We start from the raw sequence: 26,038 nt of genomic DNA, 5'->3' as shown, positions 1-26,038 counted from the left end.
TTCGCCCCTTTGCGCGAGTTCATCGGCTCGATCGGCAATCGCGTCTTCCTGATCCTGCTGGCGGGCATCCTGGTGGCGACGGTGACAACTACCTGGCTGGCTTCCAACGAGCGTCGCAACACCATGCGCGAACTGCGCTACCAGCACGTCGCCGAACGCGTCGAGCAGGTGGTGCAGGCGCTCGATCCTCTCACGCCGCAGGCGCGCGACGTGGTCTTGCACGCGGCTGACAACTTCGGCTTCGAGGCCGCCTTCGTCAATGAGGTCGGCGACACGCTGCGCCCGAGCAGCAGCCCGATGGCCGACATCCTGAAATCGCGACTGGGCGAGGACCGCCAGATCGTGGTCCAGCGCGAGACTGACTGCGCCCCGCGCCGGCCGCGCAATGCGCCTCCGGACGATCCTGCCCGTGCCGAGCGGCCGCGCATGGAAACCTGCCGTGTCATCTATGTCAGCCTGCGCGACAAGGCGCTGCTGCGCCTGCGTCTGCACATGCCGGGCGACCCGCCTTCGCTGCGCGGTCGCGGCGGCATGGGTCCTTCCGGCGGTCCGTACATTCTTCTGTTCCTGGTGTTGATTGCAATGCTGGCGTATGTGGTGGCGCGCATGGCCGTGCGTCCGATCAAGCATCTGGCCAGTGCGGCGACGGAACTGGGACGCGATATCGACCATCCGCCTCTGGTCGAAAAAGGCCCGACCGAAATTCGCCAGGCTGCCAAGGCCTTCAACGCCATGCAGATGCGCATCCGGCGCCAGATCCAGCACCGCACGCACATGCTGGCGGCGATCACGCATGATCTGCAAACGCCGCTGACGCGCCTGCGCCTGCGGCTGGAAAAAGTGGAAGACAAGGAATTGCAGCAAAAGCTGGTGGATGACCTTGCCGTGATGCAAGGCATGGTGCGGGAAGGACTGGATCTGGCGCGCAGCATGGATTCGACTGAAGCGATGCAGCGCCTGGACATCGATTCCCTGCTCGACAGCGTGTGCGCCGACGCATCAGACGCCGGCCAGCAGGTGGAACTGCAGGGCCGCACGCGCGCTTTCGTGGTGGCCCAGCCGAATGCGCTGCGTCGCTGCCTGACCAATCTGCTCGACAACGCCTTCAAGTACGGCCAACGCGCCGAGGTATCAATCGCGCTCGACGACCTGCTGCCGAACCGGGTGCTGATCCGCATCCGCGATCACGGCCCCGGCATTCCTGAAGGCCAGTTGGAAACCGTGTTCGAACCGTTCTACCGGCTTGAAACATCGCGCTCGCGCGACACCGGCGGCACCGGCCTGGGACTGACGATTGCGCGCAATATCGCGGAGAATCACGGCGCCTTGCTGGATCTGCGCAACCATGCCAAGGGTGGATTGGAAGTCTTGCTATCGCTGCCGCTGAAGCAGGCAAAACGGGCGCGTTGAGCGCCCGTCCGGACCGTTTTTACTAGGCGTTAAAAGTAGTTCAGGCCGAGCGCGCCGCGCACTTCCGACACCGTCTGCGCGGCTGCTGCGCGCGCACGTTCGGTGCCACGACGCAGGATAGCCATCACTTCGCCGCGATCCTGCTGCCATTGTTCACGGCGGGTGCGAATCGGCTCCAGCAATTCCTGCAGATGGCCTTCCAGGCGACGCTTGAGCACGCTGTCGCCGAGACCGCCACGGCGGTAGTGCTGCTTGAGCTCTTCCAGCGCCACACGATCCGGCTCGAAGGCATCAAGGAAGGCAAACACCACGTTGCCCTCGACCTGGCCCGGATCGTCGACGCGCAAATGATTCGGATCGGTGTACATGCGCTGCACGGCCTGCTTGATCTCGGCCGGCGAAGCACCCAATGCGATCGAGTTACCCAGCGACTTGCTCATTTTGGCCTTACCGTCGATGCCGGGCAGGCGGCCGGTTTCTGACAGCACTTCCTTGCACTCCACCAGCACGTCCTTGCCGACCACGTTGTTGAAGCGGCGCACCAGTTCATTGGTCTGCTCGATCATCGGCAGCTGGTCGTTGCCGACCGGCACCAGTGTGGCCTTGAAGGCGCTGATATCGGCGGCCTGGCTGACCGGATACGTCAGGAAGCCAGCCGGGATGTCGCGCTCGAAACCGCGCAGGCGGATCTCTTCCTTGATGGTTGGATTGCGCTCCAGGCGTGACACGCTGACCAGGTTCAGCAGATGCATCGACAGCTCGTAGAGCTCGGTCACTTGCGACTGGATGAAGATGGTGGATTTTTCCGGATCGATGCCGACGGCCAGGTAGTCGAGCGCGACTTCCAGCACGTTGTCGGTGACTTTCTGATGACGGCCGACGTTGTCGGTCATGGCCTGGGTGTCGGCCAGCAGCAGGAACTGGCTGGCTTCGTTCTGCAACTGCACGCGCGACACCAGCGAGCCGATGTAATGGCCGAGATGCAACGGACCGGTCGGACGGTCGCCGGTCAAAACAATGGGACGCGCGGACGGCTGGTCGGAAACGGTGGAAGCTGCAGATGGTGCAGACGCTGGCGAAACATTCAAGGACATGGTCACTCCGGTAATTTCGGAACGCTGCCAGTCTCGCCGCATAAAACAATGCCGCCCGGACCGGCGGCATCACATTGACAAAAGCTGTACTACAAAGCTGTGCAAAAGCGGGCCACCCGAATCAGGTGCGCCACCAATGCCGGAGTTGTAGAGAGGGTTGGATTCTGTATTGCATCTGCCAAGTATAGCATCAAGCCTTGCTGATGATGCAGTGCAAAAGCCCTGCCCCGCCCGACTTCCGTAAAAAAACCGCATCGTTTTTGCGATGCGGTTTGGAAGTATTAATACGCGCCCGGTGGCGGGCCGTAGTATCCCGGCGGCGGGCCGTAATAACCGGGCGGCGGAGGCGGCGGTGCGTAATAGTAGCGGCGCGGATGGTAGCTGTAGACCGTGGTGGCCTGTTGCTGCGTCTGTATCTGGTTGCCCTTGCTGTACATGCACTGGCTGTAGGTCATGTCGTAGCGCTGCTGCATCGAATAGTTACCGCCTGCCGACGCGTTGCTGCCTGCCGCACTGCCGACCAGCAGACCGCCGCCGGCGCCGATCGCAGCACCTGCGCCGGCATTGCCCGAAGCTGCGCCGATCAAAGCGCCGGCCACCGCACCGATCGCGGTGCCCGCGACAGCGCTGTTGGTGGCATTGTTCTGCGTCGACTGCGCCTGTCCGCCGATGGCGTCCTGGGCATATTGCTGGCACTGTTGCTGTTCACTGCGGAATTGCTCATACGATTTGCCGTTGCCCGGCATGGCCATGACCGATGGGCCGGTCGGCACGCTGACGCAGCCGCCCAGCACCAGCAGGGCTGTCAACGCGCCGAGCGTACCGGCTGTTTTATGGAGTGGTTTCACGATGTAATCCTTGAGAAGGCTATCTGCAACTGGTCTGAGGTTTGTTGGCGGCCGTGCGTTAGCTTTATTGCGGCGGCGGTTGTCCGCCATTTGGACCGTTCGGCACCACCTTCATCCAGTTGCTCGGGCAACTCTGGACGTACGGGTAATAACCTTTGGCTTCCTGGCAGTAGTACCAGTAATTGCTCTGTGCGGGCCCCTGCTCGATGTACACCGGCGGAGCTGCAGGTTGGACATAGACCGGCGGCGGATAATAGACCGGGGCCGGATAGTAGGCCGGTGGCGGTATCCACAGCGGACCGCCGATGTACACACCGAAACGGGTGTGCGCGGAACTCGCCCCGCTTGCCGCCATGCAACCCAGCGCAAGCAATCCCAACAAAGCTGCTTTTCTCATCTTCGCCTCGCGTATTTCGTGGAGACGGCACGCGCCATCCCGCTTCATTCAATATACGCAAAATGGCAAGGTTTCAACGGCTTTGTTTCAATTCGTAACCCTATTTAAGAAACCTGTACATGGCGCTACAAAGCCGGATACATGCGGGTTTCCGGAGATCGGAAACAGACACGCCGCTATGGGGAAGCGGCGTGTAGGCAAAGCGGAAATGTGACTGAAAAGCGGCTGTCAAGGCCTGCAAAAATTACTTCGGCCCGGTCATTTCTTCCGGCTTGATCCACTGGGAAAATTGCTCTTCGGTGACATAGCCAAGGGCCAGCGCCGCCTGCTTCAAGGTGGTGCCGTCGTGATGCGCCTGCTTGGCGATCTTGGCGGCCTTGTCGTAACCGATATGCGGCGCCAGCGCGGTCACCAGCATCAGCGAACGCTCCATCAGGTCGGCAATGCGGTCGCGGTTGGCTTCGATGCCCTGCGCGCAGTGGTCGTCGAAACTGTCCATGCCGTCGGCCAGCAAACGTACGCTTTGCAGGAAGTTATGCACGATCACCGGTTTGAACACGTTCAGTTCGAAATTGCCGGATGCGCCGCCGATGTTGATTGCGACGTCGTTGCCGAACACTTGCGCGCACAGCATGGTCAGGGCTTCGCATTGGGTCGGATTGACCTTGCCCGGCATGATCGAGCTGCCCGGCTCGTTTTCCGGGATGGTGATTTCGCCGAGGCCGGAACGCGGGCCGGAAGCCAGCCAGCGCACATCGTTGGCGATCTTCATGAGCGCCGCCGCCAGTGTCTTGAGGGCGCCGTGCGCCGACACCAGGGCGTCATGGCTGGCCAGTGCGGCAAACTTGTTGGGCGCGGTCTTGAACGGGAAGCCGTAGTGCTTCTCCAGCTCGGCGGCGACGCGCGCACCGAATTCCGGATGCGCGTTGAGGCCGGTGCCGACCGCAGTGCCGCCGGCCGCCAGTTCGCTGACGGCGTTGAGCGTCGAAATGATCGCCATTTCGGCATGCGTGAGTTGCGCGATATAGCCCGAGAACTCCTGGCCCAGCGTCAGTGGCGTGGCGTCCTGCAAGTGGGTGCGGCCGATCTTGACGATGTCCTTGAATTCTTCCGACTTGCGTTCCAGGGTCGCGCGCAGCTTGTGCAGCTTGGGCACCAGGTGGGTGGCGATGGCCAGCGCGGCCGCCACGTGCATGGCGGTCGGGAAGATGTCGTTGGACGACTGGCTCTGGTTGACGTCGTCGTTGGGATGGATCTTGCGCTCTTCACCGCGCACGCCGCCCAGCAGTTCCGAAGCGCGATTGGCCAGCACTTCGTTCATGTTCATGTTGCTTTGTGTGCCGGAACCGGTCTGCCAGACCGACAGCGGGAATTCGAGCGGGTGCTTGCCGGCGATCACTTCATCGGCGGCGGCGAGGATGCCTTCCGCCTTCTTGGCGTCGAGCTTGCCGAGGTCGCGATTGACGCTTGCGCAGGCACGCTTGACCGCTGCCAGCGCAACGATCAGTTCGGCGGGCATGCGCTCGGTGGAAATATGGAAATGGTGCAGCGAGCGCTGCGTTTGCGCGCCCCACAAACGATCGTCAGGCACCTCGATCGGGCCGAAGGTGTCACGTTCAATGCGATGTTTCATGATATTTCTTCTCCGCAGGAAATATGGTTCCGTGGAACCGCTACATCTCGTACGGCTCTGGCGCACGCTGCCGGCTTGAGCGATAGGAGACAACTGGAACGTATTGCATCAACCACCGCCTCGCTGCTGCCGGCGGACGCTGATGCAATACGTCCTAAGGCTTGCGGGACGCTGGGTCCGGCAGCAGACAGGCGTCGATCACCTGCAGGTTGTTGTCTTTGGCGAAATTCAGGACGAAATGATACGCCAGCGGCTCAAGCGCGCGCAGCGCTTCGTTGACGACGACCGAGCGAACACCGTTGATCATGGTCGGTAATACGTAGGGGGAATATTGCAGGTGAGCATTGCGGCCGCCCGAACCTTCGGGGCGGAAACAGGACATGACGCCGCACAGACGTTCGGCCCAGTCGCTGGGCCGGAACTGCTTCCCATCCTGGGTCAGACCCATGATGATGAATTCTTGTGCCGGCTCGTTGGTGGTATTGATGGGATCTGCCATGCGTGCAATTCGTTCTCTGGCGTTTGCCACATAAATGGCTTCCTTCCTGTTGGGATGGAAGCCGACGAAACCCAAGTATTATATCTTATAGAAGACTTGAGATACACCACTATCTGGACAACCGGGGCCACCCGCAAAAGCTTGTCTTGCGGGCAACCCTGCATCCCTTTACCCCAGCCAGACGGCGACCGACAACAGCAGCAGCAGGAACATCCATAACAACATGGCGCGCCAGACCAGGCCGACCGTGCTTTGCAGCGTGCGCGGCGAAGGCGGATCGCCGGGGAAGCCGTCAGCTGCTTCCAGCGTCGAATCGACCGTCGCGGCATCGATCGGCAGCACGCCCGAGGCGGACTCGGCCGGGGTGCCGAAACGCACGCCCATGGCGCCGCCGCCGGCCGACAGGATGATGCCGACGGCCTCATCCTTCCAGCGATCGGCGAAATTGCGCCAGGCGTAGATCGCGTCTTCGAAATTGCCGACCACGGCAAACGCCGCCGCCGTGAAACGTGCAGGAATCCAGTCTATCCAGTAGAACGCACGTTCGGCAAAGCGGCCAAAGACTTCCTGCTTCATGTGATCCGGCTCATTCCAGGCGCGCGCCAGATACTCCGACACGCGATACATCACAGCCAAGGCTGGGCCAACCGGCATCAGGAACCAGAAAAACACGCCGAATACGTGACGATGCGTGGTAACCAGGGCTTTTTCGGCGGCGATGCGCGAAATTTCGCTGACATCAAGGTCCGAGGTGTCTTCCTTGGTCCACTCTGCCAGCAAGGCGCGCGCGGCGACATCATCGCCGGTGTTCAGCGCCAGCTGGATCGAAGTGAAGTAGTGGCTGTAGTGACGGAAGCCCAGGGTCATGTAGACGATCAGCACGTTCCACGCCAGCGCCGCCAGCGGGCTGATGCGCAGGCACACCCAGTAGACCAGGCCGGCCGGCACCGTCAGCGCGCCGACCATGACAAACCATCCCAGACGTCCATGATGCGCGTGACCGGCGTTGAACCAGTTTTCAATCCGGGCCGCGAAGGATTTGATCCAGGCGTAAATCGGATTGTCCGCCCGCAGCGGCTTCAGTTGTTCGATCAGGAGCGCAAAGAGTATGGAAAGAAATGTCATCAAGCCGCCTTTTGGTGAGTCTTATTTGTGTACTTATTTGTGTACTTATGGAAGTACTTTTGCCAAGCGAATATGAGTTCGCACAGAGCGCACGACCTTCGCGGAAACAGGTAAATGATACAACGGCAGCAAGTATTCCTGACGTTTTATGTTGTCCGCGGGAGATATTTTCCCTATGAGCGGCACCCTTCAGGTCCCTGCCCTGCTCTGCCCTCAGCTGCGCAAGAAATGGAACAGGTTGCGCAGCATGCCTGCGGTCGCGCCCCAGATGAAGAAGCGCTCGTACGGCATGGTGTAGAAGGTGCGCCGACCAAGGTCGTTGGGCAACTCGATGGTGCGGCGCTGATGGTTCATGCCGTCCATGAGGAACGCCAGCGGCACTTCAAAGATCTCGGCCACTTCGCGCGGATCGGGCACCACGTCGAAGGGCGGGCGGATCAGGCCGGCCACCGGCGTAACGCGATAGCCGGTGCCGGTGAAATACTCGGGGAGCGAGCCGATCACCTCGACATGGCGGCGCGCCAGACCGATTTCTTCTTCCGTTTCGCGCAGGGCCGTGTCGACCGGCGAGACGTCGCTCAGCTCGGTGCGGCCGCCGGGGAAGCTGATCTGCCCGGCATGGTCCTTGAGATCGGCGGTGCGCTGGGTGAACAGCAGTGTCGGCCCCTGCTCGCGCAGCACGATGGGCATCAGCACGGCAGCCGGGCGCGGCGTTCCGGCAACCTGGCGGATTTGCTGCTCGACGTTGATCTCGGGCGTCCAGGGGCGCTCTTCGGTAAAGCGGCGGCGCAGCCATTCCTCCTGCATGCGCTCGGCATCCAGCCTCGCCTCGCCGGCGACGGACTCTATCGGAAGATCGAGAGGATCAAAAATTGCCAAGGCTGCACCTTAAGGATGGAATACAAAAAGGGCGTCCGAAGACGCCCTTTTTTCAAACAAATATCAAAGACTTTGCGAAGATTACGCTTCAGCCTTGGCAGTGCCACGGCGGTTAGGCAACTTCTCTTTGATACGTGCCGACTTGCCGGAACGCTCACGCAGATAGTACAGCTTGGCGCGACGGACATCGCCGCGACGCTTGACTTCGATCGACGCGATCAGCGGCGAGTACAACTGGAATGTACGCTCAACGCCTTCGCCCGACGAAATCTTGCGGACGATGAAGTTGGAGTTCAAACCACGGTTGCGACGCGCGATCACGACGCCTTCGTAAGCCTGGGCGCGCTTGCGCGTACCTTCGACCACGTTGACGCTGACGATGACTGTATCGCCTGGAGCGAACTCAGGGATGTTCTTTGCGAGACGCGCGATCTCTTCTTGCTCTAATTGCTGGATCAGATCCATTTTAATACTCCGAATGCCATCTTGCCGGCGCTGACTTCGTCGACTGAGTCGACCTGCCCGGTAGAGGATGGGGTTAATCAACGGACGCCGCCTTCAGTTGTCTTCCGGCCTTGCCCGCACTTTTGCTACATTTGCTACAAACTGCTTAAAAACTTCTCATCGGCCTTGCTCAGCAAACCGTCCTGGCGTGCTTTCGCGATCAGGTCGGGACGCTTCTTCGCGGTCGCTTCAAGCGCCCGCTCGCGTCGCCACTTCACAATCTCTGCATGGTGGCCGCCCATCAATACCGGCGGCACCGCAACACCTTCGTATTCTTCAGGCCGCGTGTAGTGCGGACAATCCAGCAGGCCGTTGACGAAACTGTCTTCAACCGCCGAGCTGCCGTCGTTGAGCACGCCCGGCAATTGCCGGATCACGGCATCCATCAGCGCCATCGCCGGCAATTCACCGCCCGACAGCACGAAATCGCCAAGGCTGATTTCTTCATCGACATGGCTGTCCAGCAAACGCTGGTCGATCGCTTCGTAGCGACCGCACAGCAGCACCACACCTGTGTCTTCAGCGAACTGCATGACGCGCTGATGCGTCAACGGCTTGCCTTGCGGGGACAAATACACCACACGCGGCGCCGCCAGATTCAAATCGAGTTGCCGCTGCTTCGCCGCCTGTAGCGTCTGCTGCAACGGTTTGGCCAGCATCACCATGCCCGGTCCGCCGCCGTAAGGCCGGTCGTCCACCGTGCGATGATTGTCGGTGGTGAAATCACGGGGATTCCACAGCGACAAGCCCCACTTCTTTTGCTCGAACGCACGCCGGGTTACACCGGACTGCGTCAATGCTGCAAACATTTCGGGAAAAAGCGTGACGACGTCAAATTGCATCCGGCACCCTTTTCAATACTACGGGATCAATAATCCAGTCCCCAGTCGACCACGATTTTCTTGTCCGCCAGACTGACGGTCTTGACGAACTGGTCAACATACGGAATCAGGATTTCTGCAGCAGCCTTGCTGTCGGCAGCTTCGGCTTGGATCGTGGGAACTGCGACCCGCAGGATCGGGTGAGCCCCGTTGTCCATCAGATCGCTGACCACGCCCAGGGACTCGCCCTGCAGGTTTTCAACTGCCAGGCCGATCAGATCGACCCAGTAAAATTCTCCGTCGGATAAAGCAGGAAAGTGGCTGCGCGCAATCTGCACCACTGCGCCCTTGAGCGCCTCGGCGGCATCACGACCAGCCACTCCCATTAACCTTGCCACCACATCACCGCTGTGGGACTTGGCTTGCATCATCTCGACATCACGCAACTCTGGCTTGTCCAGCCACCAGGTTTTTGCGCCCAGCAGAGCATCTGCATCCGCTGAATAAGGTTTGACCCGCACCCATCCCTGAATACCATAAGCACCTGAGATGTAACCTACCGTCAACAGATCCGAGGGAACTGCAACGCCTGATTGTGATGTGCGCGACAAACCTGCCTTACCAATACGCTTGCGAAATCAGAGCTGAATGCAACTGCAATTAAGCAGCGGCCTTCTTGCCTGCTTCGCTGACCAGACGGGCAACGGTTGGGGACAGCTGTGCGCCGACGCCTTCCCAGTGAGCCAGACGGTCTTGAGCGATACGGAAGGATTCTTCCTTACCGGAAGCAACCGGGTTGTAAAAACCCAGACGCTCGATGAAGCGACCGTCGCGGCGATTGCGCGAATCAGTTGCAACGATGTTGAAGAATGGGCGCTTCTTGGCGCCTCCACGAGCTAAACGAATAACGACCATAATGGTTCCAAAAAGTGTTCGAACACGGAAAAGCTGGTGATTATAGCCGAAATACCGGTCACGCAGCAAGATGAATACGGGAAAGCGACCTGGCCCGCGCGATGCGCCGCACGCGCCCCCTCCGTCCTTCCCCCCGGATTTTGCCCTTTTCAGGGCGGCACGCTCCGAAACGCTCTTCGGGACGTCCTCTCCTGCGGCTATACTAGGCGCAGTTTTTTTACAACACTACAACGCTCCCCGTCGTGCAGTCCGCCCGATCCCGCGCCTTTTTTTGCCATTGAGAAATTAGCTTCATGACAATTCAGCACAAGAACAAGACATTCACGACTTTCCTGGCGGCCGTTTTTGGCGGCATCGGCCTCCACCGCTTTTATATGGTCGGCCGCAAAGACCTGATCGGCTGGCTGCATCTGGCCACCCTGCCGGTGTCGGCGCTGCTGATCTGGACGTTCAGCAACTCGCAGCCGCTGTTCATGGGCATGCTGTTTGCGCTGTCGATATTGTGCGGCTTCCTCGAAGCCCTCGTCATCGGGCTGACGCCGGATGAAAAATGGGATGCAACCCGCAATCCGGCATCCGGCAAGAAATCCGAATCGCACTGGGTGCTGGCGCTGATTCTGGTATTGACGCTGGGCATCGGCGCCATGTCGGTGATCGCCCTGATGGCGCGCAGTTTCGACCTGCTCTTCACCGGCGGCGCTTACGGCTGACGCTTAACTGGAAAACCTGCAGCGCTCGCCGGTCGACCCGGCGAGCGCTGCCAAATCAGAATTGGTCTTCGGTCAGCGCCAGCACACCGGCGCTACCCTCCACCACCGACGCGCGCAACGACGAGGCCTGGGTCAGCACGTGGTCCGCATAAAAACGGGCAGTTGCGATCTTGGCTTTGTAGAACTGCGCATCGCCGTCACCGGCATTCAGCTTGTCGACCGCGACCAGCGCGGCGCGCGCCATTTGCCAGCCGCCCAGCACGATGCCGGCCAGCTTCAGGTACGGCACGCTGCCTGAAAACACCCCCTTGATGTCCGTCTTGATGTTGGCAACCACGTAGTTGACGACATCCTCCAACGCCTGTGCACCTTCAACCAGACGTTTGTGGATCGCCTGCAGGTCGGCATCGTACTCGCCCGCGCCGGCGGCGGTGAGCGCCGCTTCGGTCTTGCGGATCTGGCCGATGATGCCTTTGGCGACTGCACCGCCGTCACGCGAGGTCTTGCGACCGACCAGGTCATTGGCCTGGATCGCGGTGGTGCCTTCGTAAATCGCCAGGATGCGGGCATCGCGGTAATACTGTGCAGCGCCGGTTTCTTCGATGAAGCCCATGCCACCATGTACCTGCACGCCGGTCGACGTGACGTCGATGGACAATTCGGTCGACCAGCCCTTGACGATCGGCACAAGATATTCGTAGACGGCCTGGTTGGTCTTGCGCGTAGCCTCGTCAGCATGATGATGGCCGGCATCCGACGCCGCAGCGGCGACATACGCCAGCGCGCGTGCCGCCTCCACCTGGGAACGCATCGACATCAGCATGCGGCGCACGTCCGGCTGGTGGATGATGGTGACGGCGCCTGCCGAACCCGCCAGGTCGCGCGACTGCACGCGGTCCTTGGCGTAGGCCACGGCTTTTTGATAGGCGCGTTCCGCCACGCTGATGCCTTGGATGCCGACAGCGAAGCGCGCGGCGTTCATCATGATGAACATGTATTCGAGGCCGCGATTTTCTTCCCCGACCAGCATGCCGACGGCGCCGCCGTGGTCGCCGAATTGCAGCACCGCAGTCGGGCTGGCCTTGATGCCCAGCTTGTGTTCGATGGAGACGCAATGCACGTCGTTGCGCTCGCCCAGCGAACCGTCCGGTTTGACCAGGAACTTCGGCACGATGAACAGTGAAATACCTTTCACGCCTTCCGGCGCATTCGGCGTACGCGCCAGCACCAGATGGACGATGTTCTCGGCCATGTCATGGTCGCCGTACGTGATGAAAATCTTGGTGCCCGACAACTTGAACGTACCGTCGCCCTGAGGCACCGCCCGTGTGCGCACCAGCGCCAGGTCGGAGCCGGCTTGCGGCTCGGTCAGATTCATCGTGCCGGTCCATTTGCCGGAGATGAAATTGGTCAGATAAGTATTCTTTTGCTCTTCGGTGCCGGCCGTCATCAGTGCTTCGATGGTGCCGTCGGTCAGCAGTGGGCACAGCGCGAATGAGAGATTCGCGGAATTCAGCATTTCGATACAGGGCGTCGCCACCAGCTTCGGCAAGCCCTGGCCGCCGAATTCAACAGGATGCTGCACGCCCTGCCAGCCGGCTTCGCCGAACTGCTTGAAGGCTTCCTTGAAGCCCTTGCTGGTCGTGACCTTGCCGTCGCTCCATGAACTCGGATCCTTGTCGGCGGAATGATTGAGCGGCGCCACGACTTCGCCGCAGAACCTGGCGTTTTCTTCCAGAATGGCTTCCACGGTTTCCGGCGTCGCGTCTTCGCAGTTTGGTAACGCATTGACTTCCGACAATCCAGCCAGTTCGTTCATGACGAACAGCATATCCTTCAATGGTGCGACGTAGCTCATCTCCGACTCCTGATCCTGTGTACGCAATCTCTTGTTGCGCTGCTTACGCATTCGTTTTTACTGCTTGCTGTATTACCTGTGCTGCTGAAAAATCGGCCCTGTCATGCGAGAGGGCCGATTTGGTATTGCTGATTATCCCAGTTGCTTGACCAACTCAGGCACGACCTCGAACAAGTCGCCGACGATGCCGTAGTCCGCCACCGAGAAGATCGGTGCTTCTTCATCCTTGTTGATCGCCACGATCACCTTGGAATCCTTCATGCCGGCCAGATGCTGGATCGCCCCGGAAATACCGACGGCGATGTACAGCTGCGGCGCCACGATCTTCCCGGTCTGGCCCACTTGCCAGTCGTTCGGCACGTAGCCCGCATCGACCGCGGCGCGCGAAGCGCCCATGGCGGCGTTGAGCTTGTCGGCCAGCGGCTCGAGGATCTTGAAGCTTTCCGACGAGCCCATGCCGCGGCCACCGGAAACGATGATCTTGGCAGCCGTCAGCTCCGGACGATCCGACTTCGCCACTTCACGCGAGACGAAGCTGGATTTGCCGGAGTCGGCCACGGCCGCCAGCGACTCAACCGCTGCGCTGCCGCCTGAGGCTGCGGCATCGAAACCGGTAGTGCGCACGGTGATGACCTTGATGGCATCGGTCGATTGCACGGTAGCGATGGCGTTACCGGCGTAGATCGGACGCTCGAAGGTATCGGCGCTGTCGACCTTGGTGATCTCCGAAATCTGTGCCACGTCCAGCTTGGCGGCCACGCGCGGCAGGATGTTCTTGCCGTAGGCGGTGGCGGGAGCCAGGATGTGGGTGTAGTCCTTGGCGATGGCCAGCGTTTGCTCGGCGATATTCTCTGCGAGGCCGTCGGCGAATTGCGGCGCATCGGCCAGCAGGACTTTGGAGACGCCGGCGATCTGCGCGGCGGCATCGGCGGCGGCTTTGGCGTTGTGGCCTGCCACGAGAACGTGGACGTCGCCGCCGGCTTGTGCTGCTGCGGTGATGGTGTTCAGTGTGCTGCCCTTGAGGCTGGCATTGTCGTGTTCTGCAATGACGAGTGCGGTCATGTTGTCTCTTCCTTAAATGACTTTGGCTTCGTTTCTGAGCTTGGCAACCAGGGTCGCGACGTCAGGCACCTTCACGCCTGCGGTGCGCTTGGCCGGTTCGGCGACCTTGAGCGTCTTGACGCGCGGAGCGACGTCCACGCCCAGGTCTTCCGGCTTGACGATGTCCAGGGTCTTCTTCTTGGCCTTCATGATGTTCGGCAGCGTGACGTAGCGCGGCTCGTTCAGGCGCAAGTCGGTGGTCACGATGGCCGGCAAGGTCAGCGACAGGGTTTCGAGGCCGCCGTCGACTTCACGCGTGACCGAGACCTTGCCGTCTTCGACCACGACCTTGGAGGCGAAGGTGGCTTGCGGCCAACCCAGCAGCGCCGCCAGCATCTGGCCGGTCTGGTTGCTGTCGTCGTCGATGGCTTGCTTGCCGAGGATGATCAGTTGCGGTTGTTCCTTGTCGGCCAGTGCCTTCAGCAGCTTGGCCACGGCCAGCGGTTGCAGGTCGAGGTCGGCCGGCGTTTCCACCAGGATGCCGCGGTCGGCGCCGATCGCCATGGCGGTGCGCAGGGTTTCCTGGCATTGGGTCACGCCGCAGGAAACGGCGATGACTTCGGTGACCTTACCGGCTTCCTTCAGACGCGTGGCTTCTTCCACCGCGATCTCGTCGAAGGGGTTCATCGACATCTTGACGTTGGCGATGTCCACACCGCTACCGTCGGATTTGACGCGTACTTTGACGTTGTAATCTACTACCCGCTTGACGGGGACTAATACTTTCATCGCCTGGTCCTTGGAAAAATCGAATTGACGTAAACGTTAACTGAACGGTGATTATAAAAGCAAAAGCGCGGCAAAAGCCGGACATCGTTTGAATTTAGCACGATCGTTCTTTTTAATGTGTGAAGCATACACACTAAATCGCCGCAGCGAAAGTCCCCGGACCGGCTTTTTGGAAAGGATTTTGAGCAGAATTTCCGGACGTCACCACGCCCGGATTCCGCAGGAGAAATTTATACGGCCAGATGTGCCGGTCGGCCGCCGCGCAAACCGGCAATCAGATTATCGACGGCCAGTTCAGCCATGGCGCGCCGCGTTTCATGCGTGGCCGAGCCGATATGCGGCAAGGCTACGACATTGGGCAATTGCAGCAACGGAGAATCGGCCGGCAACGGTTCCTGCTCGAAGACGTCGAGTCCGGCGCCGTAAATGGTCTTGCGTTGCAGCGCCTCGATCAGCGCCGCTTCATCGACGATGCGTCCGCGCGAGGCGTTGATAAAAATGGCGCTTCGCTTCATCAGCCCGAATTCGCGCGCACCGATGGTGCGTTCGGTCTGCGCCGTCAGCGGCAGCATAGGACAAACGAAGTCCGCCTGCTGAAACAGTTCGTCGCGTGTGACATACGTCGCCGCCAGCAACGCTTCCGCCTCGGGATTGGGGCGCGTGTTGTGATACACGATCTTCATGCCGAAACCGTGATGCGCACGCCGCGCCACCGCGCTGCCGATACGGCCCATGCCGAGCATCCCGAGCGTCTTGCCGTGCACGTTGACGCCGAACAGCGATTCGCCGATGCTGCCCTTCCATTTTCCGGCCTTGACGAATTCCGCCAGCTCCACCACGCGGCGCGCGCTGGCGAGGATCAGCGAAAAGATCGCATCCGCCGTGGCCTCGTTCAGCACGCCCGGCGTATGCGCCAGCATCAGGTCGCGCTTGCGGAAATAATCAAGGTCGAAGTTGTCGACGCCGACCGACACCGTCGAGGCAATCTTCAGCAGGGGAGCCGCCTCCAGCATGTCATTGCCGATCGGCAGGCTGGCGCCGATCATGCCCTGCGCCGTCGCCAGCGCCGCCAGGAACTGCGCACGGTTGCCGGCGTTAATCGCCTCGAAATACGTGACCTCGAATTCATCGCGCAGACGTTGCAGCAAATCGTCCGGCAACTTCTTGTATACGACTACATGTTGTTTCATCGATGCTCCCGGATGGCTTCAGGTGGAAGCAGCGTCAAGTTGAGCGCGGGTCGGCAGGCCTTCCATGTCGCCCACCACCTGAATGGCGAACGCGCCGATACGGTTGCCTCGCATGACGGCCTCCGTCATCGACAATCCTTCCAGCAAACCGCTGATCACGCCGACCGCGAAACCGTCGCCGGCACCGACCGTGTCGACCACTTCCCTGACCGCGACACCGGCCACGATGCCTTCATCGTCGGCGTTGCGGAAGTAGGCGCCGTCCGCACCTAGTTTGATGATGACCTGCTTGACGCCGCGCTCAAGATAGAAGGCGGCAATGTCACGCGGCTCGCTGTGGCCGGTCAATATCTTGCCTTCGCTCAGGCCGGGCAATACCCAGTCGGCCTTGAACGCCAGCGCGTTGAGCTGCTGCGCCATCACTTCCTGCGACGGCCATAGCATCGGCCGCAAATTCGGATCGAAGGAAATCGTCTTGCCGCGCGCACGCATGAAGTCCAGCGCGTGATGCGCGAACGCCATCGTGCTCGGCGACAAGGCGGCGGCGATGCCGGTCGCGTGCAAGTGACGCGCGCCGCCGAAATAGGCCTCGTCGAAATCGACCTGCGACAGATGGCTGGCGGCCGAACCCTTGCGGTAATACTCGATCGCCGGATCGGCGCCGTCGACGGCCTTGGCCTTGAGCTGGATCGCCGTGCGGAATTCCTTGTCGGTCGCCACGTGGCTGACGTCGACGCCTTCCTGGGCGACGCGCTTGCAGATGAAACGGCCGAAGGAATCGTTGCCGACGCGGCTGACCCAGCCGACTTTCAGGCCCAGGCGCGCCAGGCCGATGGCGACGTTGGTTTCGGCTCCGGCGAGGCGACGCGTGTATCTTTCAACATCCGCAAAATCGCCGACCTCGTCCGCGACAAACAACGCCAGTGCTTCGCCGTACGTGACGACGTCCAGTTGTGTTTGCATTACTCGTTCTCTCTGATGGTGTACGGCGGGTGATGCGCCTAGGCCGAAGCCAGCATCGCCACGTAATCGCGGGTCGCCGCTTCCAGGTCCTTGCCGATGATCGGGAATTCGATCGCGCGCTGCACGCCGCGCGGGAAATGGGAAAACAGGCGGCGCCAGACGGCGTCGTCTTCGTCGAGCGGGATCGCCTTGAGTTTACCCTTGTCGTTCCACACGCCCTTGCAGTGCACGTATTGCACGTGCGCCGCCAGCGTGCGGGCCGCCACTTCGGCGTCGACGCCGCTCCAGCGCCAGTTGCCCATGTCGAAGGTCATGCCGACCGGGACGCCGGTGCCGGAACAAACCGCCAGAAAATTGGCGATCGATTCCAGTTTGCCACCGTGTTCGGTCTGGTCGTTTTCGAGCAGTAAAGGCACCGGCGCCTGCGCGACAAAACGCGACCAGTCCAGCATGTTGCTGGCCGGCGAAAAATGGCCCAGCGACACCTTCAGGAATCGTGACTGCAGCTGTTGCGCCTCGTCCATGACCTGATCGAGCTCATCGCGCGCCAGCGAACCGTCCTTGCGGAACAACTCGATCGGCGCCGAATAGACCGAAAACAACTTGTGCTTCACCAGCAGCGCGTGCAGCTCATCGAAATCAGGCAACTCGACGAACAGCTCGCGGCGGATTTCCAAGCCCGCCGCACCAGCCGCGGCCACGATCGGAATCAGGTGCGCATGCCCGACCTGGCGCACGAAATCTGCGCCGTAGGCGGAGGCCGCAACCAGTACCGGGGTTTTCATTTGATGTTGCCGGCGCCGACGAACTGGCGCGCTTCCGGCGTTTGCGGATCTGAGAAGAATTCCTTCGACGGACGCGCTTCCCACACCTTGCCCTGATGCATGAACACGGTGAGATCGGCGACCCGCCGGGCGAATTCCATTTCGTGCGTGACGAGCAACATAGTCATCCCTCCCCTTGCGAGTTCTTCCATGACTTTCAGCACTTCCTGCGTCAGCTCCGGGTCCAGCGCCGAGGTCACTTCATCAAACAGCATGACCTGCGGTTCCATCGCCAGCGAGCGGGCAATCGCCACGCGCTGTTGCTGGCCGCCCGACAATTGTTCCGGATAAGCGTCGCGCTTGTGATCCAGGCCGACCTGCTTCAAGACCTTGATCGCGGTTTCGCGCGCTTTTTCGGTCGCCACTTTCTTGACGATGCGCGGCGACAGCATGACGTTCTCCTCCACGGTCAGATGCGGGAACAGGTTGTAGTGCTGGAACACCATCCCGACATCCTTGCGCAGCTCGATCAGGTGCTCATGCTTGGCGGTGAGCTTGTGACCGGCGACATTGATGCTACCACCATCAATCGTCTCCAGGCCATTGATGCAACGCAGCATGGTGCTTTTACCCGAACCGCTGCGGCCGATGACCGCAATCACCTGTCCGCGCTCGACGGACAACGATATCCCATTCAAGACCTGGTTGCTGCCAAAGCTCTTGGTGATGTTCTCGATCTCAACGATGGGCATGGAATTTCCTTTCTAGGGCAAAACTGAAACGCGACAGCGGATAGCAGAAGATGAAATAGATCGCGGCGACAATCGGGAAAACGAGGAAGGGCTGGAACGTCGCATTGCTGACGAGCTTGCCCGCCTGCGTCAACTCGACCAGGCCGATGATGGAAGCAATCGAGGTGTTCTTGACGATCTGCACCAGGAAGCCGACCGTCGGCGGCAGCGAAATGCGCACCGCCTGCGGCAGGATCACGTAGCGCAGCTGCTGCCAGCGTGTCATCGCCAACGCAGTGGATGCTTCCCACTGCGGCACCGGCACGGCTTCGATGCAGCCGCGCCAGATTTCACCGAGGTAGGCACTGGTGTAAATCGTCATGGCGATCGTCGCTGCCACCATCGGCGGCAGCTTGAAACCGTAGATCGCCAGTCCGTAGAACGACAGGAACAGGATGATCAGCACCGGCGTGCCCTGGATGATCTGGATATACACCGCCGACAAGGTACGCAGGATCTGCAGATGCGAAGTACGCATCAGCGCCACCACGAACCCGGCAGCGCCACCGGCGATGAACGCCAGCACCGACAACAGCACGGTCCAGCGCGCGGCTTCCCACAGGAAGATGAACTGGTCCCAGGAAAATTCGGCAATCATCGGTTCCCCCTTGGCCGCGCTACGCCAAGACGGCGGCGGCGTTTGAACACAACCAGACCGATGAGCCAGAAACTGAGGCGGAACAGCAGCGCCAGCAGAATGTAGAGGCCCATCACGATCAGGTAAATTTCGAAGCTGCGGAAGGTTTCCGCATCAAGCAGGTTGGCGCTCGCGGTCAGCTCTTCGGCGGAGATCGCCGACACCACGCTGGAGGCCAGCATCATCAGCGTGAACTGGCTGGCCAGCGCCGGATAGACCTTCTCCAGCGCGGGCGTCAGCACCACGTGGCGGATCACCTGCCAGCGCGTCATCGCCAGCGCCTGCGCCGCTTCGACTTGCGACGGATGGACCGCCATCATGCCGGCGCGCACGATCTCGGTCGAATACGCGCCGAGATTGACCGTCATCGCCACCAGTGCGGCGACATTGGCATCGACCTGCACGCCTGCAGCGGGCAAGCCGAAAAAGATAATGAACAACTGCACCAGGAAAGGCGTGCTGCGGATCAGCTCCACATAGGACGTGACCGCAAAGCGGGCCGGTGCCGAACCGTGAATGCTCACGATCGCCCCGAAGATACCTACCGCCAAACCGCAGATCATCGACAGCGCACTGAGCCGGATGGTGAGCAAGGCTCCCCATAGCAGCTGGTCCATGTGCTGAAAGATGAACGCAAACTGAAAATCATAAGACATCGTCTACTCCTTGCCGATTTACTTGGCGGGCGCAAATGCCGACACCCGCCGCGCAAGTTTTCCGGTACGAATCCGCGAGGAATCCGTACCGGTTGATTGCAATACGTTGCGCAGTGCTAAATCAGAAAACGGGGAGATTTGGCAGTGGCGAACCCGACCACTTGCGCGAGATCGCATCCAATTCGCCGTTCAGCTTGACGTAGTAGATGAAGTTGTTGAGCCATTGCTGCAGATCGAACGCGCCTTTACGCACGGTCATCGAGTTCGGTTGCACCGAGTATGGGAACTTGATGTCGATCTTGCCGGCGCCACGGGTCTTCACGATTTCGGTCGCCATGGTGTTCGGGATCGAGATTGCATCAACCTGGCCGCTCAACAGAGCCTGGGTCACGGTGGAGTCATCTTCAAAACGGACCAGCACGGTGCCTGCAGGCGCCAGACGAGTCAGTGCAGTGTCGTTGGTGCTACCGCGCGAAACGCCGACCTTCTTCTTGACCAGGTCGTTCAGGTTCTTGAACTTGGAAGCGACCGGACCGACGATGGACAACTCGAAACCGCTGTAAGGAATCGTGAACATCACCGACTTGGCGCGTTCAGGCGTCGGCGCCAGTGTTGCAGCCAGGAAGTCGACCTTGCCGGATTCGAGCGCTGGAATACGTGCAGGCGGCACCAGCGGAACGATTTCCACCGGCAGGCCAAGGTATTTACCGATCAGGTTGGCGACGTCAACGTCGTAACCGATTGGCTCGCCCTTGGCGTCAACACTACCGAACGGTGGTGTGCCGCTGACGACGCCAATGGTGACCTTGCCCTTCTTGATCAGGTCGGCCACGGTTTGTGCGCTGGCGCTGGCGGCTGCGCCGACTGCGCAGGTAGCGGCCAGGGTCAGCGCGATGAATTTGGTGCTCAACAGATTCTTGATGCTCATGGTGTAGTCTCCTTTTCGTCATCCCCTGCCCTGGATAAGGGAGCCGGATGAACGTCCTCGTTATAGGCTTGCGCCCGCTGTAGTACGACTGTCTACGTCTTTCTTTACCGCCTCTTTTTGTTGCTTTTTTTGTTGCTTTTTTCTGAGCAGCGATGCATCACCCGTGCATTTGTTTTCTCTGGTATCGGTTCCAGAATCGTTACAAAACCATGTTCTTCGCTTGCGTGCTGGATCCGCGCGGAATCAGCCGGCCGTCCAGCAAAATCTCGCGGCGTGGTGCGCCCTCGCCATTGATGCGCGCCAGCAGGCGCTCGATCGCGGCAAAGCCGATGTCGTAGGTCGGCTGCTCGATGGTGCTGATGCCGCTGCCAACCAGCGGAGACCAGGACAATTCATCGAAACACAGCAGGCCGATGTCTTGCGGGAAGCGCAGCTTCATGCTTTGCAGCGCCAGCGCGATCTGCAGCGACACCATGCCGTTGCCCGCCAGAATCGCCAGCCTGCCGCCGCTATTGCGGCTGCGCCGGCGCTTCAGGAAATCATCCAGCGTCGTCGCCACGTGCCCCGGCTGGTCGATATGCACTTCCAGCGTCTCGCCGTGACAATCCGGCCGCGTCGACATCGCCTGGAGAAAGCCTGCCTGCCGCCCCTGACGCGAACTGACGCCGTGCAGCGGCTGCACCACCAGGCCGATATCGGTATAACCGCCGGCCAGCAGGTGCTCGGTCGCCATGCGTGCCGCGCCCACGTTGTCCAACCCGACCAGGTCGAAATCGCAACCTTCCACACGCCGGTCCAGCAACACCACCGGAAACGCCGCTTGCCCCAACTCCTTCAACGGCGTCACATTGCGCCCTTGCGTATTGAACAGCAGGCCTTCCACGCTATAGGAATGCAGGGCCGCCAGCGATTGCTTCTCGCGCTTCTCGTCGTTGCCGGTATTGCACAGCATCAGCGTGTAGCCATGTTCCTGGCAAGCCGCTTCGGCGCCGTGCAGCACGGCCACCGAATACGGGTTCAGGATGTCCGCCACCAGCATCCCGATCAGCTTGGTGCGCCCGCCCTTGAGGCCGCGCGCCATCTGGCTTGGCTGATAGCCGAGCCGGGCGATCGTGCTGCGAATCTGTTCGCGCAGATGCTCCGACAGGGCGTCAAGCTCGCCGCCGAGATACCTTGAAATACTTGTCTTCGACACACCCGCTTCGCGTGCGACCTGGGCAATCGTGACCTTGCCCGCGCCGGTGCTGCGCGTGTGTTGCATATAGGATTTTTGTCTCACTCTACCTGCCAAATCGTTGATTGTTATCTATCGATACATCGATTGATTTGCGCTACGGGTTCCCAGGTTTCTTTTTTATGATGAATCTTTGGAACCGGTTCCAAGATAACAGTGAGAATTTTGTTTGGCAAACTATTTCACATGAAAAATTTGATGAAGAATGATGAAACGAAGCGTCGAATTTCTCTCAGGAAAAATGCGAGTGGCAGGTCATAATCGCCTCCCCGCCATGGCAACTCACGTGCGGTATTGTTGGCATAACCAATTCTGCAGCCTTCAAACGATCGCGACAAAAATACAAATATTCTTCTAATTAGTTTGCTGCATCGCGACATGGGACGATACAATTAATGAAAATAGTTCTCATTAACAAAATTATCTCCCTCTATCCATGTCCCTCAAACGCACCCGCGCCGCCCTCCTGGGCCTGGCTACCCTTGCACCGTCAATCCTGCTGGCGCAAACCACAGAATCTTCCGCCCCGACGACCGCCGCAGATACGAACCAGCTGCCTGCCGTGAACGTGAGCGCCGACGGCGATGCAGAAACCCGCTACAACGCGGCAAAAATACAGGTCAACAAATCCTCCGTACCGCTGTCGCAGACGCCACAATCCGTTTCACTAGTGCCGCGCGCCGTGCTCGACAGCCAGCAGGCCGTGACGCTCGCGGATGCGCTCAAGAATGCACCTGGCGTGGTCTCCGGCCAATACGGGCGGCGCGGCTGGGACGACCTGATCATCCGCGGCCAGGTGGCGTCCGATTCGCTTTACCTGGACGGCCTGCGCACGGCGGCGTCCAATCGCGTCGCCGAGCAGTTGTTCGGTCTGGAGCAAATTGAAGTCTTGAAGGGGCCGGGTTCGCTGCTGTACGGCCTGGTCCTGCCGGGCGGCCTGGTCAACATGGTCAGCAAGCGCCCGCAAAGCTACGATTTCGCCAATGCCGACGTCACGGTCGGCAGCCACGACTTCCGCCAGGCGACAATCGACCTGAACAAGTCGCTGTCGGAAAACGGCAAACAAGCCTTTCGCATCAACGGCCTGATCTCCAACGCCAACGACGCCACCGATTACGTCTGGTTCAAGAACCGTTACATCGCACCATCGCTGTCGCTGGATCTCGGCGCACGCACCGACTTCACCATCCTGACCAGCTTCCAGGAACGCGGCTACATCCGCCAGCAAGGCCTGCCGCTGTCGGGATCGATCAACCGCAACGTCAACGGCAGCATCCCGCTCAGCCGCTTCACCGGCGAACCCGCAGCACGGCCGTACAACGCCACCGAAACCCGCCTGGGCTATTCGCTGACGCATCGCTTCGACGACGGCTGGACGCTGAACAACAACCTGCGCTGGCAGCAATTCACGATGAGCGGCCAGTTGGTCGCCAACACCGCCGCCACCGGCACCTCGCTGACCCGGACCGGCACCGACCAGACCTACGACGGTCAGACCTTCACGATGGACACCAACTTGCAGCGCAGCTTCAACACCGCTGTCGGCAAGCATCAGATCACCTTCGGCTCGGACTACCTGAACACGCGCGAAGACGTGCGCTCCTATGCTTGTACCGTGACCGCATTGAACGTCTACAACCCGGTCTACGGCGCGCGCCTGGTCTGCCCCGCCACGCCTGGCACCAATACCTCCACCACCGTCCGCGATCTTGGCATCTACCTGCGTGACCAGATCCAGTTCGGCGATCGCTGGCAACTGTTGGCCGGCCTGCGCCGCGACAATACGTCGACCTATTCGGACAACATCGTGACAAAGAAACACACGGACAATCCCGCCAGCGCCACTACCGGCTCGGCGGCATTGATGTATGAAGTCCTGAGAGGCGTGCGTCCATACGTCAGCTATTCCACCTCGTTCTACCCGAACTCCGGCACTGACATCGGCGGCAACACCTTCAAACCGGAGACCGGCAAGCAATGGGAAGCCGGCGTCAAGGTCGAGTTGGATGAAGGCCGTACCAACCTGAACGTGGCCTTGTTCGACCTGCGCCGCCGCAACGTGCTGCAGACCGATCCGAACAACACCACCTTCAAGATCGCCGTGGGAGAACAGCATTCGCAAGGCGGAGAAATCGGCATCACCAGCGACTTCCGCAACGGTGTGAGCCTGATGGCCGGTTACTCCTACACCTCGGCCGTGATCAGCGACGACGGCGGACAAAAAGTCACCACCGTCGGCCAGTGGCTGGACAATGTGCCGCGCCACAATTTCAACACCAGCGCACGCTATCGCTTCAAGGGCGAACTGACCGGATGGGAACTCAATGGCGGTGTGCATGGGCAAAGTCGTCAGCGCACCAATGGCTATTCCCTGCCGGGCTATGTGCTGACTGATGTGGGCGTCGCCTACAATGCCGCGCGCTGGCGCACCGCCTTGAACGTCAAGAACATATTCAATACGCAGTACTACGCCGGCGGCCTGGCCAATGCGGTCGCCCTTGGCGATGATCGCGTCGTGATGCTGACACTGGGATATCGCTACTGATCGCGGTTGCATGCCGAAAAAAGCAATGCAGCCGCGCCATGTACCGGGGGTCCGAATCAGAAGAGACGTTGGTTTTCCCATCTACGTATTACTACGCAGATGATCTACGTAGTTTAACGCTTGTTGAAAATGACTGACTCGAAAATACTAAGCGCCTAATTACAACAGGAGGAAGACAAATGACTTACAAGACCCAAGCACTGGTTGCAGCAGCACTGCTGAGCCTCTCCCTTTCCAGCCAGGCTGCCGACACGATCAAGATCGGCGTGTCCGGCCCGTTCACTGGCGGTTCCGCACCGATGGGCGCGTCCATGCGCGACGGCGTCAAGCTGGCCGTGGCCGACATCAACGCTGCCGGCGGCGTACTGGGTCGCCAGCTGCAATTGGTCGAGCGCGACGACGAAGCCAAGAATGAGCGTGGCGTGCAAATCGCGCAGGAGCTGATCAACAAGGAAAAGGTCGTCGCCACAGTCGGCTTCATCAACACCGGTGTCGCATTGGCCGCGCAGCGCTTCTATCAGGAAGCCAAGATTCCGGTCATCAATAACGTCGCCACCGGCAGCGTCATCACCAAGCAGTTCGAGAAGGAAAAGGACAACTACGTCTTCCGTACTTCGGCGGCTGACGGCATCCAGGCCAAGATGATTGCCGAAGAAGCGATCGACAAGCAAAAGTTCACCAAGGTCGCGATTCTGGCCGACTCCACCAACTACGGCCAGCTCGGCCGTGAAGATCTGGAAAAGGTCCTGGCCGCCCGGAAGATCACGCCCGTCGCCGTCGAAAAATACAACCTGAAGGACGTCGACATGACGGCCCAGTTGCTGAAGTCCAAGCAAGGCGGCGCGCAAGTCGTGCTGACTTACGGCATCGGTCCTGAACTGGCGCAGATCGCCAACGCCATGGAAAAGCTGAACTGGCACGTGCCCATCATCGGCAGCTGGCCGCTGTCGATGGGTAACTTCATCGACAACTCCGGCAAGAACGGCAACGGCGCACGCATGCCGCAAACCTTCATCCAGGACGGCAATACACCCAAGCGCAAGGCCTTCATCGAAGCCTACCAAAAGGCTTACAAGGTTGACCGCATTCCTTCCGCAGTGTCAGCTGCCCAGGGTTACGACTCGATTTACCTGTTGGCCGCAGCGATCAAGCAAGCCGGCGCCACCGACGGCGAGAAGGTCCGTGCTGCCCTGGAAAACCTGAACACCAAGGTCGAAGGCGTCGTGACGACCTACGACAAACCGTTCTCGCACAGTGACCACGAAGCGATCAAGCCGAACAACGTCGTCATGGGCGAAGTGAAAAACGGTCGCGTCATTCTCGGCAAATAGTCCGCCCACCATGCACTGACATTTGTGCATCATTGCTGAACCTGAAAAGCCGGTCTTTGCTCCCAAGGACCGGCCTTTTTTGCACCGAGTCCGCTCGTTCGGGCGCTGTCCATGCGCCCCATGCAAACCAGGTTTTCGCCACACACCGCTCGCCATTCATTGGCAGCCGCTTCTTGGGTAGAAATAATGGATATTCTGTTACAGCTGGTTTTCAGCGGCATCGCGCTAGGCATGATCTACGCGGTGATCGCCTTCGGTTATCAATTGACCTTCGCCACCTCCGGCACACTGAACTTCGGCCAAGGCGAGGCCTTGATGCTTGGTTCGCTGGTCGGCCTGTCCGTGGTCGGCAACATTCACGGCGGACCCTATCTCAACTACTGGCTGATGATCCCCATCGTGCTGGTCTTCGGCGCGCTGCAAGGCGTCTTCGTCGAATGGATCGGCGTGCGTCCGGCCATCAAGATCAAGTCCGA

The 26,038-nt window shown here is 60.2% G+C and carries 26 protein-coding genes and 1 pseudogene; 5 read left to right on the top strand and 22 right to left on the bottom strand.

The window, feature by feature from the left end:
* Positions 1-9 precede the first annotated feature (9 nt).
* Positions 10-1,410 (top strand): ATP-binding protein, encoded by a 1,401-nt coding sequence (locus tag ACIROW_RS20555; protein ID WP_402278770.1) that lies wholly within the window; start codon positions 10-12, stop codon positions 1,408-1,410.
* 29 nt (positions 1,411-1,439) lie between these two features.
* On the opposite strand, the gene trpS is transcribed toward ACIROW_RS20555, so the two are convergent.
* The 11 genes from trpS to rpsP all read right to left on the bottom strand — a co-directional run bounded on the left by trpS (position 1,440) and on the right by rpsP (position 10,125).
* The gene (gene trpS, locus ACIROW_RS20550; protein ID WP_402278375.1) at positions 1,440-2,504 is read right to left on the bottom strand and encodes a tryptophan--tRNA ligase; all 1,065 of its coding nucleotides are present in this window, start codon (positions 2,502-2,504) and stop codon (positions 1,440-1,442) included.
* 281 nt (positions 2,505-2,785) lie between these two features.
* Positions 2,786-3,352: a glycine zipper family protein gene (locus tag ACIROW_RS20545; protein ID WP_116435379.1), complete on the bottom strand. Its 567-nt coding sequence runs from the start codon at positions 3,350-3,352 to the stop codon at positions 2,786-2,788.
* 64 nt (positions 3,353-3,416) lie between these two features.
* Positions 3,417-3,749, bottom strand: a complete 333-nt coding sequence (locus tag ACIROW_RS20540) for a hypothetical protein (RefSeq protein ID WP_402278373.1) — start codon at positions 3,747-3,749, stop codon at positions 3,417-3,419.
* A gap of 244 nt (positions 3,750-3,993) precedes the next feature.
* Positions 3,994-5,382 carry a class II fumarate hydratase gene (gene fumC, locus ACIROW_RS20535; protein WP_402278371.1) on the bottom strand — a complete coding sequence of 463 codons (1,389 nt, stop codon included), beginning with the start codon at positions 5,380-5,382 and terminating at the stop codon, positions 3,994-3,996.
* A gap of 154 nt (positions 5,383-5,536) precedes the next feature.
* Entirely contained in the window at positions 5,537-5,881 is a 345-nt protein-coding gene (locus ACIROW_RS20530; protein WP_016836400.1) for a DUF3579 domain-containing protein, read from the bottom strand.
* A 168-nt stretch (positions 5,882-6,049) separates the two neighbouring features.
* Positions 6,050-7,006, bottom strand: a complete 957-nt coding sequence (locus tag ACIROW_RS20525) for a CobD/CbiB family protein (RefSeq protein ID WP_402278369.1) — start codon at positions 7,004-7,006, stop codon at positions 6,050-6,052.
* Positions 7,007-7,219: 213 nt separating this feature from the next.
* Entirely contained in the window at positions 7,220-7,885 is a 666-nt protein-coding gene (locus tag ACIROW_RS20520) for a CoA pyrophosphatase (protein ID WP_116435374.1), read from the bottom strand.
* An 81-nt stretch (positions 7,886-7,966) separates the two neighbouring features.
* The gene (rplS, locus tag ACIROW_RS20515) at positions 7,967-8,350 is read right to left on the bottom strand and encodes a 50S ribosomal protein L19 (protein WP_402278367.1); all 384 of its coding nucleotides are present in this window, start codon (positions 8,348-8,350) and stop codon (positions 7,967-7,969) included.
* A gap of 134 nt (positions 8,351-8,484) precedes the next feature.
* Positions 8,485-9,231, bottom strand: coding sequence for a tRNA (guanosine(37)-N1)-methyltransferase TrmD (trmD, locus tag ACIROW_RS20510; protein WP_402278365.1), 747 nt, complete (start codon positions 9,229-9,231; stop codon positions 8,485-8,487).
* A gap of 26 nt (positions 9,232-9,257) precedes the next feature.
* A complete protein-coding gene (gene rimM / locus ACIROW_RS20505) occupies positions 9,258-9,821 on the bottom strand; it encodes a ribosome maturation factor RimM (RefSeq protein ID WP_402278363.1) in 564 nt (187 codons plus the stop codon).
* A gap of 49 nt (positions 9,822-9,870) precedes the next feature.
* Positions 9,871-10,125, bottom strand: coding sequence for a 30S ribosomal protein S16 (gene rpsP / locus ACIROW_RS20500; RefSeq protein ID WP_040503873.1), 255 nt, complete (start codon positions 10,123-10,125; stop codon positions 9,871-9,873).
* A gap of 293 nt (positions 10,126-10,418) precedes the next feature.
* On the opposite strand from rpsP, the gene ACIROW_RS20495 reads away from it, so the two are divergent.
* Entirely contained in the window at positions 10,419-10,835 is a 417-nt protein-coding gene (locus tag ACIROW_RS20495) for an NINE protein (RefSeq protein ID WP_402278361.1), read from the top strand.
* A gap of 55 nt (positions 10,836-10,890) precedes the next feature.
* On the opposite strand, the gene ACIROW_RS20490 is transcribed toward ACIROW_RS20495, so the two are convergent.
* The 11 genes from ACIROW_RS20490 to ACIROW_RS20440 all read right to left on the bottom strand — a co-directional run bounded on the left by ACIROW_RS20490 (position 10,891) and on the right by ACIROW_RS20440 (position 21,713).
* Positions 10,891-12,693: an acyl-CoA dehydrogenase gene (locus tag ACIROW_RS20490; protein ID WP_402278359.1), complete on the bottom strand. Its 1,803-nt coding sequence runs from the start codon at positions 12,691-12,693 to the stop codon at positions 10,891-10,893.
* A gap of 132 nt (positions 12,694-12,825) precedes the next feature.
* Entirely contained in the window at positions 12,826-13,755 is a 930-nt protein-coding gene (locus ACIROW_RS20485; protein ID WP_402278357.1) for an electron transfer flavoprotein subunit alpha/FixB family protein, read from the bottom strand.
* 12 nt (positions 13,756-13,767) lie between these two features.
* Positions 13,768-14,523, bottom strand: coding sequence for an electron transfer flavoprotein subunit beta/FixA family protein (locus tag ACIROW_RS20480; RefSeq protein ID WP_402278355.1), 756 nt, complete (start codon positions 14,521-14,523; stop codon positions 13,768-13,770).
* Positions 14,524-14,753: 230 nt separating this feature from the next.
* Positions 14,754-15,713 carry a 2-hydroxyacid dehydrogenase gene (locus tag ACIROW_RS20475; protein ID WP_402278353.1) on the bottom strand — a complete coding sequence of 320 codons (960 nt, stop codon included), beginning with the start codon at positions 15,711-15,713 and terminating at the stop codon, positions 14,754-14,756.
* An 18-nt stretch (positions 15,714-15,731) separates the two neighbouring features.
* On the bottom strand, positions 15,732-16,676 hold the full coding sequence (locus ACIROW_RS20470) for a sugar kinase (RefSeq protein ID WP_402278352.1): 945 nt from the start codon (positions 16,674-16,676) through the stop codon (positions 15,732-15,734).
* A 38-nt stretch (positions 16,677-16,714) separates the two neighbouring features.
* Positions 16,715-17,461, bottom strand: coding sequence for a sugar phosphate isomerase/epimerase family protein (locus ACIROW_RS20465; protein ID WP_402278350.1), 747 nt, complete (start codon positions 17,459-17,461; stop codon positions 16,715-16,717).
* Complete coding sequence (locus ACIROW_RS20460) at positions 17,458-18,192, bottom strand: amino acid ABC transporter ATP-binding protein (RefSeq protein ID WP_016832037.1); 735 nt, start codon at positions 18,190-18,192, stop codon at positions 17,458-17,460. Before ACIROW_RS20460 ends, ACIROW_RS20465 begins: the two co-directional genes overlap by 4 nt.
* Positions 18,179-18,829, bottom strand: coding sequence for an amino acid ABC transporter permease (locus tag ACIROW_RS20455; RefSeq protein WP_053199424.1), 651 nt, complete (start codon positions 18,827-18,829; stop codon positions 18,179-18,181). The genes ACIROW_RS20460 and ACIROW_RS20455 overlap by 14 nt, the downstream gene beginning before the upstream one ends.
* Entirely contained in the window at positions 18,826-19,524 is a 699-nt protein-coding gene (locus tag ACIROW_RS20450; protein ID WP_402278348.1) for an amino acid ABC transporter permease, read from the bottom strand. Before ACIROW_RS20450 ends, ACIROW_RS20455 begins: the two co-directional genes overlap by 4 nt.
* Positions 19,525-19,645: 121 nt before the next feature.
* Entirely contained in the window at positions 19,646-20,452 is an 807-nt protein-coding gene (locus ACIROW_RS20445; protein WP_265215383.1) for a transporter substrate-binding domain-containing protein, read from the bottom strand.
* Between the two features lie 199 nt (positions 20,453-20,651).
* Positions 20,652-21,713, bottom strand: a complete 1,062-nt coding sequence (locus ACIROW_RS20440) for a LacI family DNA-binding transcriptional regulator (RefSeq protein WP_402278347.1) — start codon at positions 21,711-21,713, stop codon at positions 20,652-20,654.
* Between the two features lie 409 nt (positions 21,714-22,122).
* Between ACIROW_RS20440 and ACIROW_RS20435 the strand changes: the two genes are divergently transcribed.
* From ACIROW_RS20435 to ACIROW_RS20425, 3 genes and pseudogenes are all read left to right on the top strand, one after another.
* Complete coding sequence (locus ACIROW_RS20435) at positions 22,123-24,231, top strand: TonB-dependent siderophore receptor (RefSeq protein WP_402278345.1); 2,109 nt, start codon at positions 22,123-22,125, stop codon at positions 24,229-24,231.
* 179 nt (positions 24,232-24,410) lie between these two features.
* The gene (locus ACIROW_RS20430) at positions 24,411-25,562 is read left to right on the top strand and encodes an ABC transporter substrate-binding protein (protein WP_402278343.1); all 1,152 of its coding nucleotides are present in this window, start codon (positions 24,411-24,413) and stop codon (positions 25,560-25,562) included.
* Positions 25,563-25,748: 186 nt separating this feature from the next.
* Positions 25,749-26,038: pseudogene (locus tag ACIROW_RS20425) on the top strand (branched-chain amino acid ABC transporter permease); the annotation flags it as partial.

It is taken from the genome of Herbaspirillum sp. NPDC101397 (assembly GCF_044767325.1).
Classification (GTDB): Bacteria; Pseudomonadota; Gammaproteobacteria; order Burkholderiales; family Burkholderiaceae_D; genus Herbaspirillum.
The sequence above is the reverse complement of the archived record's forward strand: the minus strand, read 5'-3'. Positions and strand labels throughout refer to the sequence as shown.

Bases quoted from the DNA above. Each gene is read 5' to 3' on its own strand.
- ACIROW_RS20465 (WP_402278350.1), bottom strand. From the start codon at position 17,461: ATGAAAACCCCGGTACTGGTTGCGGCCTCCGCCTACGGCGCAGATTTC.
- ACIROW_RS20490 (WP_402278359.1), bottom strand. From the start codon at position 12,693: ATGAGCTACGTCGCACCATTGAAGGATATGCTGTTCGTCATGAACGAA.
- ACIROW_RS20525 (WP_402278369.1), bottom strand. From the start codon at position 7,006: ATGACATTTCTTTCCATACTCTTTGCGCTCCTGATCGAACAACTGAAG.
- ACIROW_RS20485 (WP_402278357.1), bottom strand. From the start codon at position 13,755: ATGACCGCACTCGTCATTGCAGAACACGACAATGCCAGCCTCAAGGGC.
- rplS (WP_402278367.1), bottom strand. From the start codon at position 8,350: ATGGATCTGATCCAGCAATTAGAGCAAGAAGAGATCGCGCGTCTCGCA.
- ACIROW_RS20475 (WP_402278353.1), bottom strand. From the start codon at position 15,713: ATGAAACAACATGTAGTCGTATACAAGAAGTTGCCGGACGATTTGCTG.
- ACIROW_RS20530 (WP_016836400.1), bottom strand. From the start codon at position 5,881: ATGGCAGATCCCATCAATACCACCAACGAGCCGGCACAAGAATTCATC.
- ACIROW_RS20495 (WP_402278361.1), top strand. From the start codon at position 10,419: ATGACAATTCAGCACAAGAACAAGACATTCACGACTTTCCTGGCGGCC.
- ACIROW_RS20470 (WP_402278352.1), bottom strand. From the start codon at position 16,676: ATGCAAACACAACTGGACGTCGTCACGTACGGCGAAGCACTGGCGTTG.
- ACIROW_RS20445 (WP_265215383.1), bottom strand. From the start codon at position 20,452: ATGAGCATCAAGAATCTGTTGAGCACCAAATTCATCGCGCTGACCCTG.
- ACIROW_RS20430 (WP_402278343.1), top strand. From the start codon at position 24,411: ATGACTTACAAGACCCAAGCACTGGTTGCAGCAGCACTGCTGAGCCTC.
- ACIROW_RS20460 (WP_016832037.1), bottom strand. From the start codon at position 18,192: ATGCCCATCGTTGAGATCGAGAACATCACCAAGAGCTTTGGCAGCAAC.
- ACIROW_RS20455 (WP_053199424.1), bottom strand. From the start codon at position 18,829: ATGATTGCCGAATTTTCCTGGGACCAGTTCATCTTCCTGTGGGAAGCC.
- trmD (WP_402278365.1), bottom strand. From the start codon at position 9,231: ATGCAATTTGACGTCGTCACGCTTTTTCCCGAAATGTTTGCAGCATTG.
- ACIROW_RS20450 (WP_402278348.1), bottom strand. From the start codon at position 19,524: ATGTCTTATGATTTTCAGTTTGCGTTCATCTTTCAGCACATGGACCAG.
- trpS (WP_402278375.1), bottom strand. From the start codon at position 2,504: ATGTCCTTGAATGTTTCGCCAGCGTCTGCACCATCTGCAGCTTCCACC.
- ACIROW_RS20540 (WP_402278373.1), bottom strand. From the start codon at position 3,749: ATGAGAAAAGCAGCTTTGTTGGGATTGCTTGCGCTGGGTTGCATGGCG.
- rpsP (WP_040503873.1), bottom strand. From the start codon at position 10,125: ATGGTCGTTATTCGTTTAGCTCGTGGAGGCGCCAAGAAGCGCCCATTC.
- ACIROW_RS20480 (WP_402278355.1), bottom strand. From the start codon at position 14,523: ATGAAAGTATTAGTCCCCGTCAAGCGGGTAGTAGATTACAACGTCAAA.
- fumC (WP_402278371.1), bottom strand. From the start codon at position 5,382: ATGAAACATCGCATTGAACGTGACACCTTCGGCCCGATCGAGGTGCCT.
- ACIROW_RS20435 (WP_402278345.1), top strand. From the start codon at position 22,123: ATGTCCCTCAAACGCACCCGCGCCGCCCTCCTGGGCCTGGCTACCCTT.
- ACIROW_RS20440 (WP_402278347.1), bottom strand. From the start codon at position 21,713: ATGCAACACACGCGCAGCACCGGCGCGGGCAAGGTCACGATTGCCCAG.